Consider the following 16041-nt stretch of genomic DNA (forward strand, 5'->3'; position numbering starts at 1 on the left):
GAAACGCGCATACGCAACGGTATCGCGGAACGGGCGAGTGCTGCATAATCCGCCAGCGGTGCGCGCGGTCCGTGAAGGACTCCTTACGGGAAGCAGAGTCCAACGCCAGGGACTTAAGCCGGGCGACTCAGCCTGCTGACCGTCCATAAAGGACGTCCATGTCAGCAAAATGCCTGATTAATGCCAGTATGACCGTTTCTTCAAGTCCGTGAGGGGGCCCCTGAGGGAATCTGATTCCCTCAAGGAGTCCCTCACAGACGGCACAGCACGCTCCGCGTACAAGACCCAGCTCCCGCCGTCCGCGCAGGCCCCGAAGCAAGCCAGCCCGGTCCGCCAGCCGCTTCAGCCTGGGCGGACACGCCTCAGCCGCACCCCCAAGGCCGCCTTAAGGCCCTGGCATGGGAATCAGAGTCCGCGAGGGGCTCTCTCACGGACTTCCGAGCCACCCAACAGGCCGCCATTGATAACCGCCACCACCCCGTTGAAACACGCCGCGCATAACTCGCCGATTCGATTGACAACCCTTCCAGCCCAGGCAGAGGCTGAGCACAACTGCCGACGCCACGGGTGGTCCGGTTACCCTGTCAACGGGCCGAAAACCGCACCGAAAGGCCAGACTCGGCACCGAAGCACCAACCGTCACGACCGTCTGGTGAGGAACCGATGTCACTCGAGCACGCCGCAACGTCCAACTCGCCGACAGACGACCAGGGCCGGCGGGTTGCCGCGCTGGAGGAGACCGTCGCGGGGCTCGTGCGGCGGGTCGGGGTGCTTGAGGCCGAGGCGGAGATCCGGCGGGTGCAGGCGCGGTACATGTTCCTCTGCGACACGCCCTGCCCGGAGTTCGGCGTCGGCGGCGACGACGAGCGGATCGACCTCATCATGGCGCTCTACACCGACGACGCGGTGTGGGAGGGCGTCGGCGAGTACTACGACGGGCAGTTCGGGCGGGCCGAGGGCGCGGATGCCATCCGGGCGCATTTCCAGCGGTTCTGGGGCGAGAAAAAGGATCCCGAACTTCTGCTGAACGCACATTACCTGACGTCCGAGCAAATCCACGTGGACGGCGACGAAGCCACCGGGCAATGGATCCACATGCAGCCGTGGCTGTTCTCCGACGGGAAGGCGCTGCTGCGGTCCAGCCGGTTGAACAATGCGTTCCGGCGGGAAGACAACACCTGGCGGATCACCCGTACTCGCACCGAAAACGTCTTCATCGCGCCGTTGCCCGAGGGGTGGGCCAGCGACTATCCGTCGGCGTCGGTGCTGATGAAGCCATGAGCGACGACCCGGTGGTGCACGTCGTCGACGATGACGAGGATTTGCGGCAGTCCCTGGTGTTCCTGCTGGAGAGCGTCGGGGTGCAGGCGCTGACCTATCCGGACGCCCAGACCTTTCTCGACGAATTCGATCCGGCCGAGCCCGCGGTCATCATCGTCGACGTGCGGATGCCGGCGATCAGCGGCTTCCAACTCCAGGAAAAGCTCGCGGAAATCGACTGCCCGGCTCCGCTGATCTTCTGTTCCGCGCACGGCGACATCCCGATGTCGGTCCGCGCGCTCACCGCGGGAGCGGTCGACTTCCTGGAGAAGCCCTACCAGGCCCAGCGCATGGTCGAGGTGGTCCAAACCCAGCTCATCGAGGCCCGCCGCCGGTTCGCCGAGCAGGCGGAGCGGCAGGCGGTCCGGGTTCGGCTGGACACGTTGACCCAGCGGGAGCGCGAGGTGCTCCGGCTGGTGGTCGACGGGATGCCGAGCCAGGCGATCGCGCATCGGCTCGGCACCAGCGTCAAGACCGTGGACGTGCATCGGGCGCGGATCAAGGCGAAGACGTCGGCGGACAGCCTGGGGACGCTGGTCCGCGACATCCTCACCCATCGCGTCACGGTTTAAGCGCGGTCTCCACCCAGCGGCCGGATCCCAGCAGGGCAGACTCGCCGTGGGAGCTGCCGACCAGTTGCAGTCCCAGCGGCAATCCGGCTTCGTCACGCAGGCCGGGCACGGCGACGACCGGCAGGCCCAGAGCTTGCCAGGGGCGGCTGAGCACCGGGTCTCCGGTCGCGCTCAGGCCCGCGGGGGCGGAGCCGAGTGCGGCGGGCGCGAGCACGGCGTCGTAGCCGGTCGTGATCTCCGCTAGCCGTGAAGCGCCGGAGGCGACGACGGCAAGCGCGGCCTCGTAGTCCGAGTACGGCATCTCCGCGCCAGTACGCAGCAGTTGCGACAACGGAGCGCTGAGCCGGTCCGCGGAGGCAAGCTCGACGGAACGTTCCCGTGCCGCTTCATAGGCCATCACCACGGGGTGGGCGGCGGTCAATGCAGTAACCAGCGCCGGGTCCGGGAATTCGTCGACTACGGCACCGGCGGCGCGTAGTCCAGAAACCGCAGTGCGAAGCGCGGTCTGCATCGCAGGGGTAGCAGCTTCGGGCGACCACACCAGCAATCGCGGTGCCGAAACGGCCGCCTCCGGCTCGTCGGACAACGCGGACCAGGCCAAGGCCAGATCGGACACCGTCGCGGTGAACATGCCGTGGCTGTCCAGGCTCGGGCTCAGGCCGGTGACGCCGTCGACCGGGAACCGGTCCCGCGTCATGACCAGCGACGCGACACCGCAGAACGCAGCTGGCCGGGTGACCGAGCCAGCGGTTTGCGAGCCCAGCGCCAACGGAACGTGTCCGGCGGCGACGGCGGCGGCGGAACCGCTGGAGGAACCGCCGGGTGTGTGGCCGGGCGCGGCTGGGTTATCCGTGGGGCCGGGCGCGAAGAAAGCGAATTCCGTAGTAACCGTCTTGCCGATCGGCACCGCACCGGCCCGACGCCATTCGCGGACGATCGAAGCGTCCACAGTGGCCGGTGGGGCGTCCGCGCGCAGTACGGAACCGCAGCGGGTCGGAAGTCCGGCCAAGTCGATGATGTCTTTGACGCCCAACGGAACCCCGCCCAGCGGACCCGTCGAGACCGGCACCTCAGCGGGAGCGACCCAGGCATCGAACGAAGCCGAGGCGATCCGTGAGCGGGCCTCCACCAGAGCCGCTTCCGGCGTCGTCCGGCCGGCGGCCAGGTCGGCGACGAGGGCGCGCAGCGACCACGGGGCGGTCACGGCTGGGTCCAGGCGGCGTCGGCGGTCCAGTAGTCCATGCCGCTCGCGCTGACCGCGTGCCGCCAGCCGGACGTCCGGCGCAGCAGTGGCTCGACGCGGGCGGTGGCCTCGTCGGCGGCGTCCGGGCCGTCGGCCGGGACCTGCCAGTGCACCCAGTCCAGCTCGCGGCCGTGCTCGTCGTGCACGAACAGGTCGACGTGCCGCCAGCCGTAGCCGTGCGTGTCGTTGTAGCAGGTCAGGGTCATGCGGTCCACGGAATCTCCTCGGTCAGGCGCTGAGTGCGGCGAGCCGGTGGAAGCGGCGCTGGAAGTACACCAAAGCTCCGCTGTCCGGCGCGGTCAGCACCTTCTCGATCTCGACGAACAGCACCGAGTGCGACCCGTGCTCCTGCTCGGCGACGATCCGGCCGACCAGCGAGGCGGCCGCGCCGCGCAGGACGGGGGCGTCCTCGCTGCCGAGGTCCCAGCAGTCCTGCTCGAACCGTTCGGCGGTCGGCACCTTCGTCGCGCCGGCGAAGTGCATGGCCAGGTCCTCCTGGCCGGGGCCGAGGACGTTGACGCAGACCCGGCCGTTGCCGACCAGGATCGCGTGCGACCGGCTCGACCGGTTGACGCACACCAGCACGGTCGGCGGGCTGTCGGTGACCGAGCAGGCGGCGCTCACCGTCATGCCGGCGAGGCCGTGCGGGCCCGCCGTGGTCACGACGTTGACGGCCGCGGAGAGGTTGGCCATCGCGGTGCGGAATTCGCGCTGGGTCCGGGTCAGCTCGGACACGGTGCCTCCTAGTACTGGGGCCTGGACTGCCTCGACCGTACAAAGCCGCACCGGCGGCGGGATATCGAGAACTTCCCCGGCGTAGCTGAAGAATTCCTAACCCGGGCCGGTCGCGGGCAGTGCGAAGCCGAACCGCGAACCGCCGCCCGCCCGGTGTTCGGCCCAGATCGTCCCGTGCTGGCGGGTGATGATGCGGTGGCTCAGCGCCAGTCCGATGCCGCTGCCGCGCTCCTTCGCGGTGAACGACTCGTCGAACGGGTTGCGCGGGAAGCCGCGGCCGCGGTCGTCCACCGTGACCACGCCGGTTTCGCCGTCGCGGCGCGTGGTGAGCACCAGGCTGCGCCGCTGCTGCGGGCACTGCGCCATTTCCTCGATCGCGTTGAAGCACAGGTTGAGCACGACCTGGCCGGTCAGCACGCGTTCGCAGCGCACCGGCACCGCCTCGGCGGACCGTTCGAAGGTCACCTCGATCGAGGCCGGCTCGGCTCGCAGCCGCACGAAATACAGGCATTCCTCGACGATCTCGTTGAGGTCGGCCACCTGCTCCACGTGCTCCAGATGCCCGACGAACGCTCGCACCGACGACACGATCTGGCTCGCCCGCTCGATCTGCCGGACCGCGCTGTCGATGCCGTACACGACCGGCGCGGCATCGAGGGTCCGCGACCGCACCCCGGCCAGGAAATTGCCCGCGGCGGCGAGCGGCTGGCTCAGCTCGTGCGCGATCGCCATCGCCATGTCGCCCATCGCGGTGTAGCGCGCCAGGTAGTTCTCCCGGTGCAGCTCCCGCTCACGCTGGACCTCGCCGCGGATGCGCTCGGACACATCGTGGAGCAGCAGCAGAAAGGCGTCCCCACCAGGCTCTCGAAGCCGTTCGACGCTGCCCTCCAGCCACACCCGGCCCTGGATTTCCAGCCGTACCTGCGTCGCCGGCGCCGCGCGTTCGCGGACCTCGTCCCAAGTGGCCGGACGGTCGTCGAGACGCAGGCCGGCGTAGTCGGTCAGCCTGCCGAGCGGCTCATCCGGCGTCGCGCCGAACAGCGCGACCGCGGAGTCCGTCGCGAACCGCAGCTCGCCCGAACCGTCGAGCATCAACGCGACCGCCGACGTCTGCCTGGCCAGCGCGTCCACCCAGGACGTGGTCAGCCGCAGCTCACGCTCGATTTCCTGCTCGCGTTCGATGTCCCGGAACTGCACCATCACCGCCGGGCCCTGCGCCAGTTCGACCCGGGTGGCCACCGCGTCGGTCGGGATCACCCGGCCGGATTTGGTGCGGTAATGCCATTCGATCCGGCTGACGCCTTTGTCGACGGCCTCCTGCAGCCACGCCCGCCCGATCACCCGGTCGTACTGCTGCGCGGAGCTGCTCATGTGGTTCGCCTTCAACGGCCGCAGCTCGGTGACGCTCCATTCGAGCATCTCGCACGCGGCCGGATTGGCCCACAGGATGTTCTTCGTCGCGCCGTCGTGCACGAGCACGCACGTGCGGCTGGCGTTGAGCATCGCGACGAAATCGTGCGTCGTCAGCTCGGGCGCGCGCGGGTCCGCTTCCATCGGCTCAGGGTAAAGCCCCTGGCTGACGGCTCGCACTGAAGAAATCCCCTACGCCCGCTCAGGCACTACCAATTCCCGCGCGGGCGCCGGGTTCGTACCGTCGGAGCGACCGCACCGCCCGTTCCCGAGGAGCATCGATGAGCGAAGTCACCATGGAGGAGGTGCTCGTCGAACTCGCCAGGCGCAAGGACGAGTTCCAGCAGCAGCGCTACGTGCCGCGCGACTTCATCGACCGGCTCAAGCAGCTCGGCGTCTACCGGGCGAGCACCCCGGCGAAGTTCGGCGGCAAGCCGCTCCCGCCCGCCGAGTTCCTCCGCCTGATCGAGCGGATTTCCACAGTGGACGGTTCGACCGGGTGGGTCGCCAGCTTCGGCTCGTCGCTGATCTACCTCGCCGCGCTCCCGCTGGACACCCAGGCCGAGCTGTACAAGGACGGTCCGGACGTCGCTTTCGCCGGCGGACTCTTCCCGGTCCAGCCCGCCCCGGCGACCGAAACCGGCTTCCGCGTGGACGGCCGCTGGAAGTTCGCCAGCGGCTGCATGGGCGCGGACATCCTCGGCGTCGGCATCCCCGGCGACGAGTCGACCGGCGGCAAACCGCGCACCGCGCTGCTGCGTCCCGACCAGGTCGAAATCGTCCAGGACTGGGACGTCGTCGGCATGCGCGGCACCGGTTCGTTCGACCTGGTCGTGCGCGACGTCGAGGTCCCGCGCGAGTGGACGTTCATCCGCGGCGGCGCGCCCACCGTGGACGAGCCGCTCTACCGCTACCCCACGATCGCTTACGCCGCACAGGTTCTCGCCATCGTCGGCGCGGGCGTCGCGCGAGCGGCGCTCGACCACGCCCGCGAGGTCGGCGCTGGCTACACCGGCGTCACCGGTGCGCCGAAGCTCGCCGACCGCGGCTACTACCGCACCGGGTACGCCGACGCCGAGGCCGCGCTGCGCTCCGCCCGCGCCTGGTTCTACGAGGTCAGCCACGAGGTCTGGGAAACCGTCGTTTCCGGCGACGAGGCCAGCGACGAGCAGAACGCCCAGCTGCGGCTTTCGTCCGCGCACCTGGCGAAGACGTCGTCCGAGGTGGTTTCGAAGCTCGTCGAGATTTCCGGCACCGCGCCGATCTACGCGACGCACCCGCTGCGTGGACTTCAGGGCGACGCACTGGTACCCAAGCAGCATGCGTTCCTGGGCCCGGCCATCCACGACGCCGCCGGCGCGGTTCTCATGGGACAGCCGCCGACCAGCCCCGGATTCCGCTGACCAGCCACCACCACGACGAGGAGTCTCCGACTGTGAGCACGCAGCCCCTGCGGGTGCTTTTCTGCATCGGCATCAACCAGAACTTCTTCGATCTGCCCGCCGACGGCATCACCATCGGCGACGTCTGGCAGTCCTTCGTGTCCATGATGGACCAGCTGAAAGCGTTGCCCGGCATCACTTTCATCGGTGACATCGACGACGACGCGCACATGGTCGGCCCGTCCGACGGCTGGCCGTGGACCTGCTACATCCTCGCCGACGCCGACAGCCAGGAAACCGTCAAGGCCGGGTGCAATCTGCTGCGCACGACGGAGGTCGGCAGCAACGGCGTCAAGCTGTGGCGCTTCGCCAAGATCGAGGCCCGGATCGGCCGTCCGCTGACCGTCCGCGAAGACGTCGAACTGCCTGACTGAAATCGGAGAACTCATGACTGAGAACGCGAAAGTTCCCGCCGATTTCGCCGAAAGCGACCGCGTCGCCGCGCGACTGTACACCGACCCGGAAATCTTCGAACGCGAGATGACGCAGATCTTCGAGCGTTCGTGGGTGTGGGTCGCGCACGAAAGCGAATTGGCCCAGCCGGGGAATTTCAAATCGACGTACGTCGGCCGCCAGCCGGTAATCGTGACCCGCGACCGCAAGGGCACGCTGCACACGATGCTCAACCGCTGTCGCCACCGCGGCGCGAGCCTGTGCGAGAAGCCGAGCGGCAAGGCCAACGGCTTCACCTGCCCGTACCACGCCTGGAGCTACGGCCTCGACGGCAAGCTGCGCGGCATCCCTTATCCGGATGGCTACGAAGGCGTGCTGGAAAAGGGCGAGCTGTCGCTGAAGAAGCTGCGCACCGAGTCGTACGGCGGCATGGTTTTCGCGACTTTCGACGAGGACGCTGAGTCCCTTGAGGACTTCCTCGGCGACGCAAAACTGTGGATCGACCGTTTCATGAAGCAGGGCGGCGGCTACCCGATCAAGGTGCTGGGCAAGCACCAGTTCAAATTCCGCGGCAACTGGAAGATCCAGCTGGAGAACACCACCGACGGCTACCACTTCCCGATCGTGCACCGGTCGTGGATGGCTTCGGTGGACGCGGAAACCGCCGACATGATGTCGTTCATGACCGATCCGTCGGCGATCACGCACTCGCTCGGCAACGGCCACAGCGTCATGCAGATGGTGCCGGAGCACTCCGACCTCGACGTCGACGACGGCTCCGAACCGCTGCAGGGACGGTTCGACCACGTCGTGGCCGAGCTGTCGAAGACGCTGGACGAGGCGCAGGTGCGCAAGGTCGTCCGGGCCATGCACGGCACCGGGTTCAACCTGAACCTGTTCCCGAACGTCTCGATGTCCGCGGCGTTTTTCCGCGTGCTGCGGCCGATTTCGGTCAACGAGACCCTGATCGAGCACGTCGCGATCGGCCCCGACGGCCCGCCGGAGCTGGACATCGTGAACCGCGAACGGCTACGCATCCACGAGCATTTCCAAGGCCCGTTCGGCTTCGGCACGCCCGACGACGCCGAAGGCTGGGACCGTGTCCAGCGCGGTGCGCACGGCGGTCCGGACCTGCCGATCCTGGTCAACCGCGGGCTGGCGCGGGAGAAGGCGAGCCCCGAAGGCTGGCCGACCTCGCATGTCACCGACGAAACCGGCATGCGCGCCGCGTACGCCCAGTGGAAGGAGATGATGGGCGATGACTGAAACCATCCCCACCACCGACATCCGGGTCGCGCGCGCCGTCGACCTCGTCAACCGCGAGGCGGAACTGCTCGACCGCACGGAGTACCACGCGTGGGAAAAGCTGTTCACCGAAGACGGCATTTACGTCATCCCGATCGACCGGGAAACCGACGATTTCGCTGGCTCGCTGAACATGGTCTACGACGACGCGCGGATGCGGCAGATGCGCATCGCGCGGATGACCGAGGGCTACGCGCTCGCCGCCGTCGATTCCGCGCGCACGGTGCGCACGGTGTCGCGATTCGTCCCGGAGTCCATTTCGGACGAAGAAGTTGTGCTGCGGTCAGCGCAGATCCTGGTCGCTTACAAACGCGGCAACCACGACCTGTGGGCAGCGGATCTGGTGCACCGCATCCAGTTGTCGCCGGACGGTCCCGAAGGCGACCGGATCGCGTTGAAGGTCATCCGGCTGGTCAACAGCGATGACGCCGTGCCCGCCGCGGGATTCCTGCTGTGAGCGCGCCGGCCGAACCGCACGTCGCCGTTGTCACCGGCGGCGCGAGCGGGCTTGGGGAAGCGATCGTGCGGCAGCTGCACGCCGAGGGTTACCGCGTCGCGATCGCGGACGTCAACGGCGAAGCGGCGGATAAACTCGCCGAGGAACTCGGCAACTGCCGCGGCTACCTGGTCGATGTGCGTGACCGGGCGGCGCTCGCGCAGCTGAAGGACGACGTCGTCCGAGACTTCGGCAGCGTCCAGGTGCTGGTCAACAACGCGGCCCGCACGCAGGCGGCACCGCTGATGGAGATCACGCCGGAAGACCTCGACGCGGTTCTCGCGGTCAACTTCACCGGCACGTTCACCGCTTGCCAGATCTTCGGCGCGTACTTCGCCGAACAGGGCTACGGGCGGATCGTGAACATGGCGTCGCTGGCCGGCCAGAACGGCGGCACCGCGACCGGCGGGCATTACGCGTCGTCCAAGGGCGCGATCATGTCCGCGACGAAGGTGTTCGCCCGCGAACTCGGGTCGCGCGGGGTCACCGTGAACTCCGTGTCGCCCGGGCCGCTGGACAGCCCGATGGTGCGGTCGATCGTCGGCGAGGACAACCTCGAAGCCTTCACGAAGAACATCCCCGTCGGCAGGCTCGGCGACCCGGCGTTCATCGCGCGGATGGTGTCGCTGCTCGCCTCGCCCGGCGCGGCCTCGGTCACCGGGGCGTGCTGGGACGCCAACGGCGGCCTTTACCTGCGCTGAACCGCTTGCCCTGAAACGGAGAGCCGATGCCGAACACCGTGGTCCGCGTGGCCGAGGTCGTCGAGGAAGCGCCCGGGATCCGGGCGCTTCGCCTCGTGCGCGCCGACGGTCTGCCGTTCGACCCGCACCCCGCCGGTGCGCACGTCGACGTCACCGGCCCGACTGGGATCCTGCGGCAGTATTCGCTGTGCGGGCGGCCGGACGACACGTCGTCGCTGCTGATCGCGGTGAAGCGGGAGCCGGATTCGCGGGGCGGCTCCGAGGCGCTGCACACCGTCGCGGAGAACGACAAGCTGGAAATCGGCGAGACCCGGAACCTGCTTTCGCTGGCTCCGGACGCGGACCGGCACGTGCTGGTCGCGGGCGGCATCGGCGTGACTCCGTTGCTGAGCCTGGCTTATCAGCTGCACGCGGACGGTGCGGAATTCGAACTGCACTACTTCGCGAGCAGCCGGGAGTCGGCGGCTTTCGTTTCCTTGCTGGAAGAACGGGCGGAATTCCGCGATCGAGTGCTGCTCTATTTCGGCGTACCGCGCGGCGAACAGCCCGCCGTACTGGCGGAAGTGGCGAGCGGGCTCAGTTCCTCCGGGCACGTGTACACCTGCGGTCCGGAAGGGTTCATGGAGCAGGTCGCCGGCGTGTTCGCGCCGGTGGTCGGCGAATCCCAGTTGCACGTCGAACATTTCACCGCGGCCGAGGTCGACACGAGCGGCGACCAGGCGTTCACCGTCGAACTCGACACCGGCGAGGTGTTCGAGATCCCGGCCGACCGCTCGATCCTGTCGGTGCTGACCGACAACGGGATCGAGGTGTTCAAATCGTGCGAGGAAGGCATCTGCGGCTCGTGTGTTTCCGGCGTGCTGGAGGGCACCCCGGAGCACCGGGACCAGTGCCTTTCGGCCAGCGACAAGGCTTCCGGCGACCAGATGGCGCTGTGCGTGTCGCGAGCCCGCTCGGAAAAACTGGTGATCGAGCTGTACTGACCGCGAGGGCCGGAATCCGCTGATTCCGGCCCTCGCGTCGATTAATTGATAGATTTTATTTATCAATCCGCCGGAAATCGGACTTTGCCTCCTTCGTCACGTGCTCCCTAAGCTGTGTCCACCGTTTCCCCACCACCGGACACCTCGCGCATTCCGCGCGAGACGACGAAAGGCCGGCTATGGCCAAGCGCGACGAAGCGCACTCCCCCGGCGTGCTGCGGCTCGGATTCGCCGCCGGCGTCGGCACTTCCTTGGAAATGTACGACTTCTCGATCTACGGCACCGCGGCGGCGCTGGTGTTCGGGTCGGTCTTTTTCAAAACCGGCAACGCCTGGTTCGGCACCTTCATGAGCCTCGCGACGTTCGCCATCGGTTTCGTGATGGCCCCGCTCGGCGCGGCCCTCTTCGGCTGGCTCGGTGACCGTCGAGGCCGCCGCACCGCACTGTACGCCGCGTTTCTGCTGATGGGTTTCGCGACGCTGGGCATGGGCGTTCTCCCGCCGTACGCGGTGATCGGCATCGCCGCGCCGCTGCTGCTGGTCGGATTGCGCCTGCTGCACGGTGCCGCCCGAGGCGGGGAAAGCGCCGGTGCCGCCGTATTCGCCGTCGAGCACGCGCCGGAAAAACGGCGCGGCCTCTACGGTTCTTTCGTCGCACTCGGCTCGCCGATCGGCGTCGTACTGGCGAACCTGGCGTTCGCGTTGGTTCTCCTGCTGCCCAATGACGACATCATGAGCTGGGGCTGGCGGCTCCCGTTCCTCGCCGGCGGGATCGTGCTGGCCATCGGCATCTGGGTGCGCCGCGGCGTTTCGGAAAGTCCGGAATTCGAGAAAATGGCCGCCGCCGAAACGCGGGCGAAAAAGCCGCTCGCCGACGTCCTCCGCTCGAATTGGCGACGGCTGCTGCTGATCGCCGGCGCGAACCTCGGCCTCACCGCCTGCACCTTCGCGCTGGTCACGTTCATGCTGTCCTACGCGACCGCGGCCGCCCCGGAAGGACTCGGCCTCCCGCGCGCCCCGATCGTCACCATTTCGACGATCACCCTGCTCTGCCACGCCGCCGCGAACGTCGGAGCCGCCTGGCTGTCCGACCGGATCGGCCGCAAACCGGTGATGCTGACCGGTTCGATCCTGTCGATCGGGGCCGCACTGGTGATGTTCCCGATCGCGTCCGCCGGCACCGTCAGCTCGGTGTTCTTCGCGCTGCTCTTGGGTTTCACCGCCACTGGAATCCTCTTTGGACCGATGTACACCTGGTTCGCCGAGCTGTTCCCGCGCGAACAGCGCCAGTCCGGCCTCGGCGTGGGCTACCACGTCGGCGCGGTGCTCGGCGGCGGACTTTCCCCGATGATCGCCAACCGCATCGTCGCCGCGACCGGCGACGCCCTCGCGGTCGGCTACTACCTGGCCGCACTGCTCGTGCTGAGCCTGGTCTGCCTGCTGATCCTCCCGGAAACCGCCCCCGCGCGCCGCGCCGCGAAACCGACGCCTGAGCTGGTCGGCTGACCTGAACGCACCCCAGTCTCGCGACTTCCGCGAGACTGGGGTCATGCGTGAGATCGACGAAGTCCTGGACGCGGTCGGCCCGAGGCTGCGCACCCTGCGCAACCGGCGCGGCATCACCCTCGCCGACCTGTCGGTGGAGACCGGCATCTCGGAAAGCACCCTGTCCCGCCTGGAAAACGGCCAGCGCCGGGCGAACCTGGAACTCCTCCTGCCGCTGTCGCGCGCCTACGACGTGCCGATCGACGACCTGGTCGGCGCTCCCCGCGCCGGCGACCCGCGCGTCCACCTGCGCCCGATTCACCAGCACGGGATGACCTACGTGCCGCTCACCCGGCGACCGGGCGGGGTGCACGCGTACAAAATGCTGATCCCCGGCCGCTCCGCCGAACCCGCGCTGAAGACGCACAGCGGGTACGAATGGCTGTACGTCCTCAATGGCCACCTCCGCCTGATCGTGGGCGCGAAGGACCTGACCGTCCCGCCCGGCGAAGCCGCGGAGTTCGACACGACGGAACCCCATTGGCTCGGCTCGGCCGACGGCGGTGCGGTGGAGCTGCTGATCCTCTTCGGACTGCAGGGGGAACGAGTGCACGTGGAGCCGCGCCCGAATTGATATCGAGCACGCCGTAACACTCGGGGCGGGTAATGCGACCTGTTTGTGGTCAAACGATCACGAAAGGCTCTCATGTCCGCCCCTGACTACCCTCCGCCGCCCGCGCCCCAGGCGGCCCCGCCGGCCTACCCGGTCCCGCCGAAGAACGGCCTCGGCACCGCCGGGTTCGTACTCGGGCTGGTCGGCCTGATTTTCTCGTTCATCCCGATCATCGGGATCGTCGCGTGGCCGCTGGTGATCCTCGGGATCATCTTCTCCGCGCTCGGCTTCGCCCGGACACGCTCCGGAAAGGCCACGAACAAGGGCCTCTCGATCGCCGGCCTCGTGCTTTCGGTGATCGGCCTGGTGCTGTGCATCATCTGGGCCGCGACGGTCACCAAGGCCGTCAACGAACTCAACAACGAAGCGAACCGCTCCGTCACCATCCACTACGAGGTTTCCGGCACCGCGAAGGACGCCTCGATCAGCTACACCACGATCGGCGACGGCGGCGCGTCCACCAACCAGGAGCAGCCGAAGTCCCTGCCGTGGTCGAAAGACATCTCCACGAAGGGCCTGATCAAGGGCGGCACCCTGGCCGTCACCACCGGTGCCGAGGGTGGCGACGTGACCTGCAAGGTCGTCGTGGACGGCAAGGAAACCAAGACCGCCAAGGCGTCGGGCAACTTCGCGACCGCCTCCTGCGACGGTTTCTGATCCGCTGCCCGGCTCCGGAAAGCTTCCGGAGCCGGGCAGCCGATTCAGAGCTGCGTTTCGGGCAGATCGACCTCGATCTCTTCGAGCGCACCGCCAAGTGTGAGCTGACAGCCGAGACGGCTGCGTCGCTCATCTCTCGGTGCCGCAGTGCATTCGAGCATTTCCTCCTCGTCCTCCGACCGCGGCGGCAAGGTGGAAAGGCAATGCTCGCGGACATACACGTGGCAGGTCGCGCACATGGCTTGCCCACCGCATTCGCCGACGATTCCGTCGACGCCGTTCTCGACAGCCGCGCGCATCACAGTGGTGCCAGCGTGCACGTCGACGGTGCTGGCTCCGCCGTCGTGATGAAAAGTGACCTTGGGCATGCGAAGCTCCTCGGGGTCAGTCCCAGTGCACGGGCAGGGTCAGCACGCCGCGGAAAACCCAGCCGCCGACGGTCGCGGGGTGCGCCGGATCCAGCCGCAGCCCCGGGAAATCGGCGAACAGCCGCGGCAGCGCGACCCGGACCACCGACGTCCTGGCGACCCAGGCTCCAGCACAGAAATGGTTGCCGCCGCCGAACGCGAGATGCGGTTTGCGCGGCCGGTCGATGTCATAGGACTCCGGATCGTCGAACACCTCCGGATCACGATTCGCCGCACCGATCACGATGCCCAGCCGGGTGCCGCGCGGGATCGCCATGCCCGCCACTTCGGTGTCCCGCGTCGTCTGCCTCGGATACATACCAATCGGCGCGGTCCAGCGAAGGCATTCCTCGAAAGCGTCCTGCCATCGCGACTGCGCCAGAACAGTCGCCAGCTGGTCAGGGTGCTTGAGTAGCGCCCACACCGTGGTCGCGACTGCGTCCCGCGGTTCGTTGAGCCCGCCTCCGATGGTCATTTTCATGTTGGCCCGCAACGCTTCCAGCGGCATTCCGGAAGCCCCGAGCACCGACAACAGACTGCCGTCGGGCTTGTCGCGCAACACCGGCAGCATTTCGTCCATTGCCTCGTCGACTTCGCGCGACGAGCGCTCCGCGGCCGCCCAGACCCCCGGATCGTCGGCGTAGTTTCCGGTGCCGTCGATGAGGGTTTGGGACCAGCGCTGCAAATCCTCCGGGGACGCATTGTCGAGGCCGAGAACGGTACGCAGGTTTTCCGCCGCGTACGGCGCGGCGAATTCGGCGACCAGATCCGCGCCTGGCCCGGCGGCACGCAACCGTTCCGCGTAGGTGCGGTAGTTGCGTTCGAAGACCGCTTCCCACTGCTGCTTGATCGCTTTCGGCCGCAGCACGCCGCCGTAAGCCTTGCGCTCCAGGTCGTGTTCGGGATCGTCCTTGCGCAGCATGCTGTGGCCCATCGCGCGCTTCATCAGCGACTGCTCTTCGTCGGCGGAGAAGCGTTCCTGGTCCAACTCGATCTCGTGGCTGGCCTCGTACCCCACGACCAGGCAACGGTCGACCGCGGGGACCCAGTGGATCGGCGCGCTCTCCCGCAATCGCTGGTAGATCGGGTACGGATCGGCGTACAGGGCTGGGATCTCCACCCACTCCGCTGTCGGGATTTCGCGCGCCGCCGTGGTTTCGGTTGTCATCGTCGACCTCCTCGACGATCAGCCTGGTGCGGCGCACCACCACAGGTAAAGTCCAAATAACCTGCCAATAACCACACCAGAGGTTGGTTATGCCGCGCTACACCCTGCGTCAGCTCGAGTACTTCGCCGCCGTCGCGGAGGCGAAATCGATCTCCTCGGCAGCGGCTGCCCTGCACGTCACGCCGACCGCGGTCGCCTCAGCGCTCACCGAACTGGAGCGCATTCTGAACAGCCAGCTCGTAGTGCGCCGCAAGGCACACGGCATCACGCTCACCCCGACCGGCCAGTATCTGCGCACGCGGATCGCCGCGCTCCTGCGCGAGGCCGACGAACTCGAACTCGCTGCCGCCGCCGAACTCGCCGGCCCGCTAGTGCTGGGCTGCTACTCGACCGTCGCGCCGACGATCGTCCCCATCCTCATGAAATGGGTCCGCGACCACCATCCACGCGTGGACCTGTCCGTGGTCACCGGCAATCAGGCCGAACTGCCGCAACGCCTCCTCGCCGGCGGCCTCGACCTGGCGATCGGCTACGACATCGCGTTGCCCGACGGCCTTGATTCGGTGCTGCTGTACAGCGCGCCGCCGTATGCGCTGCTGCCCGCCGGGCACCGGCTGGCGCACCGCGAGACGGTGTCCGTCACCGAACTGGCGGACGAGCCCATGATCATGCTGGACCTCCCACCCGCCGCCCAGCACACCCGGATGCTGTTCGAGCGCGCCGGCATCGAGCCCCGTGTGGAGCAGCGAACCACCGATTTCGAGCTGACTCGCTCGCTCGTCGCACGCGGTTTCGGCTATTCGGTGCTGATCCAGCGCCCCGCGGTGAACCGGTCCTACGAAGACCTGCCGGTCGCGTTGTGCGAGATCACCCCCGCGATCCCGGCCGCACACGTGCTGATGATGTGGTCCCGCGAGGTCCGGCTCAACGACCGCGCCGCGGCACTGGCGGCCTTCGCCACCCGCAACGCCGAGCAGCTGGACCCTCGCCGCCACGGCTGAGCCGTCAACTGGTACCAGAAAATAGGCCCGAAACTGGAGCTGGCTGGCACC

Annotated in this window: 18 protein-coding genes; 12 read left to right on the forward strand and 6 right to left on the reverse strand. The window is 68.0% G+C overall.

Annotation, left to right across the window (positions count from 1 at the left end; genetic code table 11):
• The first annotated feature begins 663 nt into the window (after window positions 1–663).
• Both ACFSVL_RS29835 and ACFSVL_RS29840 read left to right on the forward strand, forming a co-directional pair.
• Entirely contained in the window at window positions 664–1281 is a 618-nt protein-coding gene (locus tag ACFSVL_RS29835) for a nuclear transport factor 2 family protein (RefSeq protein ID WP_378308878.1), read from the forward strand.
• Window positions 1278–1892: a response regulator transcription factor gene (locus tag ACFSVL_RS29840; protein ID WP_378308879.1), complete on the forward strand. Its 615-nt coding sequence runs from the start codon at window positions 1278–1280 to the stop codon at window positions 1890–1892. The genes ACFSVL_RS29835 and ACFSVL_RS29840 overlap by 4 nt, the downstream gene beginning before the upstream one ends.
• Here ACFSVL_RS29840 and ACFSVL_RS29845 read toward each other — a convergent pair.
• From ACFSVL_RS29845 to ACFSVL_RS29860, 4 genes are all read right to left on the reverse strand, one after another.
• The gene (locus ACFSVL_RS29845; protein WP_378308880.1) at window positions 1882–3096 is read right to left on the reverse strand and encodes an amidase; all 1215 of its coding nucleotides are present in this window, start codon (window positions 3094–3096) and stop codon (window positions 1882–1884) included. The two genes, ACFSVL_RS29840 and ACFSVL_RS29845, sit on opposite strands and share 11 nt — an antisense overlap.
• Window positions 3093–3341, reverse strand: a complete 249-nt coding sequence (locus tag ACFSVL_RS29850; RefSeq protein ID WP_067578010.1) for a hypothetical protein — start codon at window positions 3339–3341, stop codon at window positions 3093–3095. The genes ACFSVL_RS29845 and ACFSVL_RS29850 overlap by 4 nt, the downstream gene beginning before the upstream one ends.
• Before the next feature lie 22 nt (window positions 3342–3363).
• Entirely contained in the window at window positions 3364–3870 is a 507-nt protein-coding gene (locus ACFSVL_RS29855) for a flavin reductase (protein ID WP_378308881.1), read from the reverse strand.
• Between the two features lie 96 nt (window positions 3871–3966).
• A complete protein-coding gene (locus tag ACFSVL_RS29860; protein WP_378308882.1) occupies window positions 3967–5424 on the reverse strand; it encodes an ATP-binding protein in 1458 nt (485 codons plus the stop codon).
• A gap of 137 nt (window positions 5425–5561) precedes the next feature.
• Here ACFSVL_RS29860 and ACFSVL_RS29865 point away from each other — a divergent pair, with 137 nt between their 5' ends.
• The 9 genes from ACFSVL_RS29865 to ACFSVL_RS29905 all read left to right on the forward strand — a co-directional run bounded on the left by ACFSVL_RS29865 (window position 5562) and on the right by ACFSVL_RS29905 (window position 13414).
• Window positions 5562–6683 (forward strand): acyl-CoA dehydrogenase family protein, encoded by a 1122-nt coding sequence (locus ACFSVL_RS29865; protein ID WP_378308883.1) that lies wholly within the window; start codon window positions 5562–5564, stop codon window positions 6681–6683.
• Window positions 6684–6715: 32 nt separating this feature from the next.
• Entirely contained in the window at window positions 6716–7096 is a 381-nt protein-coding gene (locus tag ACFSVL_RS29870; protein WP_116200316.1) for a hypothetical protein, read from the forward strand.
• Window positions 7097–7109: 13 nt separating this feature from the next.
• A complete protein-coding gene (locus tag ACFSVL_RS29875) occupies window positions 7110–8381 on the forward strand; it encodes an aromatic ring-hydroxylating oxygenase subunit alpha (RefSeq protein WP_378308884.1) in 1272 nt (423 codons plus the stop codon).
• Complete coding sequence (locus ACFSVL_RS29880; RefSeq protein WP_378308885.1) at window positions 8374–8877, forward strand: aromatic-ring-hydroxylating dioxygenase subunit beta; 504 nt, start codon at window positions 8374–8376, stop codon at window positions 8875–8877. The genes ACFSVL_RS29875 and ACFSVL_RS29880 overlap by 8 nt, the downstream gene beginning before the upstream one ends.
• Window positions 8874–9617, forward strand: a complete 744-nt coding sequence (locus ACFSVL_RS29885) for an SDR family NAD(P)-dependent oxidoreductase (RefSeq protein ID WP_378308886.1) — start codon at window positions 8874–8876, stop codon at window positions 9615–9617. The genes ACFSVL_RS29880 and ACFSVL_RS29885 overlap by 4 nt, the downstream gene beginning before the upstream one ends.
• Before the next feature lie 26 nt (window positions 9618–9643).
• Complete coding sequence (locus tag ACFSVL_RS29890; protein WP_378308887.1) at window positions 9644–10600, forward strand: PDR/VanB family oxidoreductase; 957 nt, start codon at window positions 9644–9646, stop codon at window positions 10598–10600.
• 179 nt (window positions 10601–10779) lie between these two features.
• Window positions 10780–12105, forward strand: coding sequence for an MFS transporter (locus ACFSVL_RS29895; protein ID WP_378308888.1), 1326 nt, complete (start codon window positions 10780–10782; stop codon window positions 12103–12105).
• A gap of 43 nt (window positions 12106–12148) precedes the next feature.
• On the forward strand, window positions 12149–12718 hold the full coding sequence (locus tag ACFSVL_RS29900; protein WP_378308889.1) for a helix-turn-helix domain-containing protein: 570 nt from the start codon (window positions 12149–12151) through the stop codon (window positions 12716–12718).
• Window positions 12719–12790: 72 nt separating this feature from the next.
• Window positions 12791–13414 carry a DUF4190 domain-containing protein gene (locus ACFSVL_RS29905; RefSeq protein WP_378308890.1) on the forward strand — a complete coding sequence of 208 codons (624 nt, stop codon included), beginning with the start codon at window positions 12791–12793 and terminating at the stop codon, window positions 13412–13414.
• A gap of 44 nt (window positions 13415–13458) precedes the next feature.
• Here the strand turns inward: ACFSVL_RS29905 and ACFSVL_RS29910 are convergent, their stop codons facing one another.
• Together ACFSVL_RS29910 and ACFSVL_RS29915 are read right to left on the reverse strand one after the other, a co-directional pair.
• Window positions 13459–13782 carry a 2Fe-2S iron-sulfur cluster-binding protein gene (locus ACFSVL_RS29910; protein ID WP_378308891.1) on the reverse strand — a complete coding sequence of 108 codons (324 nt, stop codon included), beginning with the start codon at window positions 13780–13782 and terminating at the stop codon, window positions 13459–13461.
• Window positions 13783–13798: 16 nt separating this feature from the next.
• Window positions 13799–14989: a cytochrome P450 gene (locus ACFSVL_RS29915; protein WP_378308892.1), complete on the reverse strand. Its 1191-nt coding sequence runs from the start codon at window positions 14987–14989 to the stop codon at window positions 13799–13801.
• A gap of 89 nt (window positions 14990–15078) precedes the next feature.
• Between ACFSVL_RS29915 and ACFSVL_RS29920 the strand changes: the two genes are divergently transcribed.
• Window positions 15079–15990, forward strand: coding sequence for a LysR family transcriptional regulator (locus ACFSVL_RS29920; RefSeq protein WP_378308893.1), 912 nt, complete (start codon window positions 15079–15081; stop codon window positions 15988–15990).
• Window positions 15991–16041: the final 51 nt, after the last annotated feature.

Origin of the sequence: Amycolatopsis silviterrae (genome assembly GCF_042684085.1) — a bacterium.
Classification (GTDB): domain Bacteria; phylum Actinomycetota; class Actinomycetes; order Mycobacteriales; family Pseudonocardiaceae; genus Amycolatopsis; species Amycolatopsis silviterrae.

Excerpts from the sequence above, each read along its gene's own strand:
- ACFSVL_RS29835 (WP_378308878.1), top strand. The coding sequence starts at position 664 with ATGTCACTCGAGCACGCCGCAACGTCCAACTCGCCGACAGACGACCAG.
- ACFSVL_RS29840 (WP_378308879.1), top strand. The coding sequence starts at position 1,278 with ATGAGCGACGACCCGGTGGTGCACGTCGTCGACGATGACGAGGATTTG.
- ACFSVL_RS29850 (WP_067578010.1), bottom strand. The coding sequence starts at position 3,341 with ATGACCCTGACCTGCTACAACGACACGCACGGCTACGGCTGGCGGCAC.
- ACFSVL_RS29860 (WP_378308882.1), bottom strand. The coding sequence starts at position 5,424 with ATGGAAGCGGACCCGCGCGCGCCCGAGCTGACGACGCACGATTTCGTC.
- ACFSVL_RS29865 (WP_378308883.1), top strand. The coding sequence starts at position 5,562 with ATGAGCGAAGTCACCATGGAGGAGGTGCTCGTCGAACTCGCCAGGCGC.
- ACFSVL_RS29875 (WP_378308884.1), top strand. The coding sequence starts at position 7,110 with ATGACTGAGAACGCGAAAGTTCCCGCCGATTTCGCCGAAAGCGACCGC.
- ACFSVL_RS29880 (WP_378308885.1), top strand. The coding sequence starts at position 8,374 with ATGACTGAAACCATCCCCACCACCGACATCCGGGTCGCGCGCGCCGTC.
- ACFSVL_RS29890 (WP_378308887.1), top strand. The coding sequence starts at position 9,644 with ATGCCGAACACCGTGGTCCGCGTGGCCGAGGTCGTCGAGGAAGCGCCC.
- ACFSVL_RS29895 (WP_378308888.1), top strand. The coding sequence starts at position 10,780 with ATGGCCAAGCGCGACGAAGCGCACTCCCCCGGCGTGCTGCGGCTCGGA.
- ACFSVL_RS29900 (WP_378308889.1), top strand. The coding sequence starts at position 12,149 with ATGCGTGAGATCGACGAAGTCCTGGACGCGGTCGGCCCGAGGCTGCGC.
- ACFSVL_RS29905 (WP_378308890.1), top strand. The coding sequence starts at position 12,791 with ATGTCCGCCCCTGACTACCCTCCGCCGCCCGCGCCCCAGGCGGCCCCG.
- ACFSVL_RS29910 (WP_378308891.1), bottom strand. The coding sequence starts at position 13,782 with ATGCCCAAGGTCACTTTTCATCACGACGGCGGAGCCAGCACCGTCGAC.
- ACFSVL_RS29915 (WP_378308892.1), bottom strand. The coding sequence starts at position 14,989 with ATGACAACCGAAACCACGGCGGCGCGCGAAATCCCGACAGCGGAGTGG.
- ACFSVL_RS29920 (WP_378308893.1), top strand. The coding sequence starts at position 15,079 with ATGCCGCGCTACACCCTGCGTCAGCTCGAGTACTTCGCCGCCGTCGCG.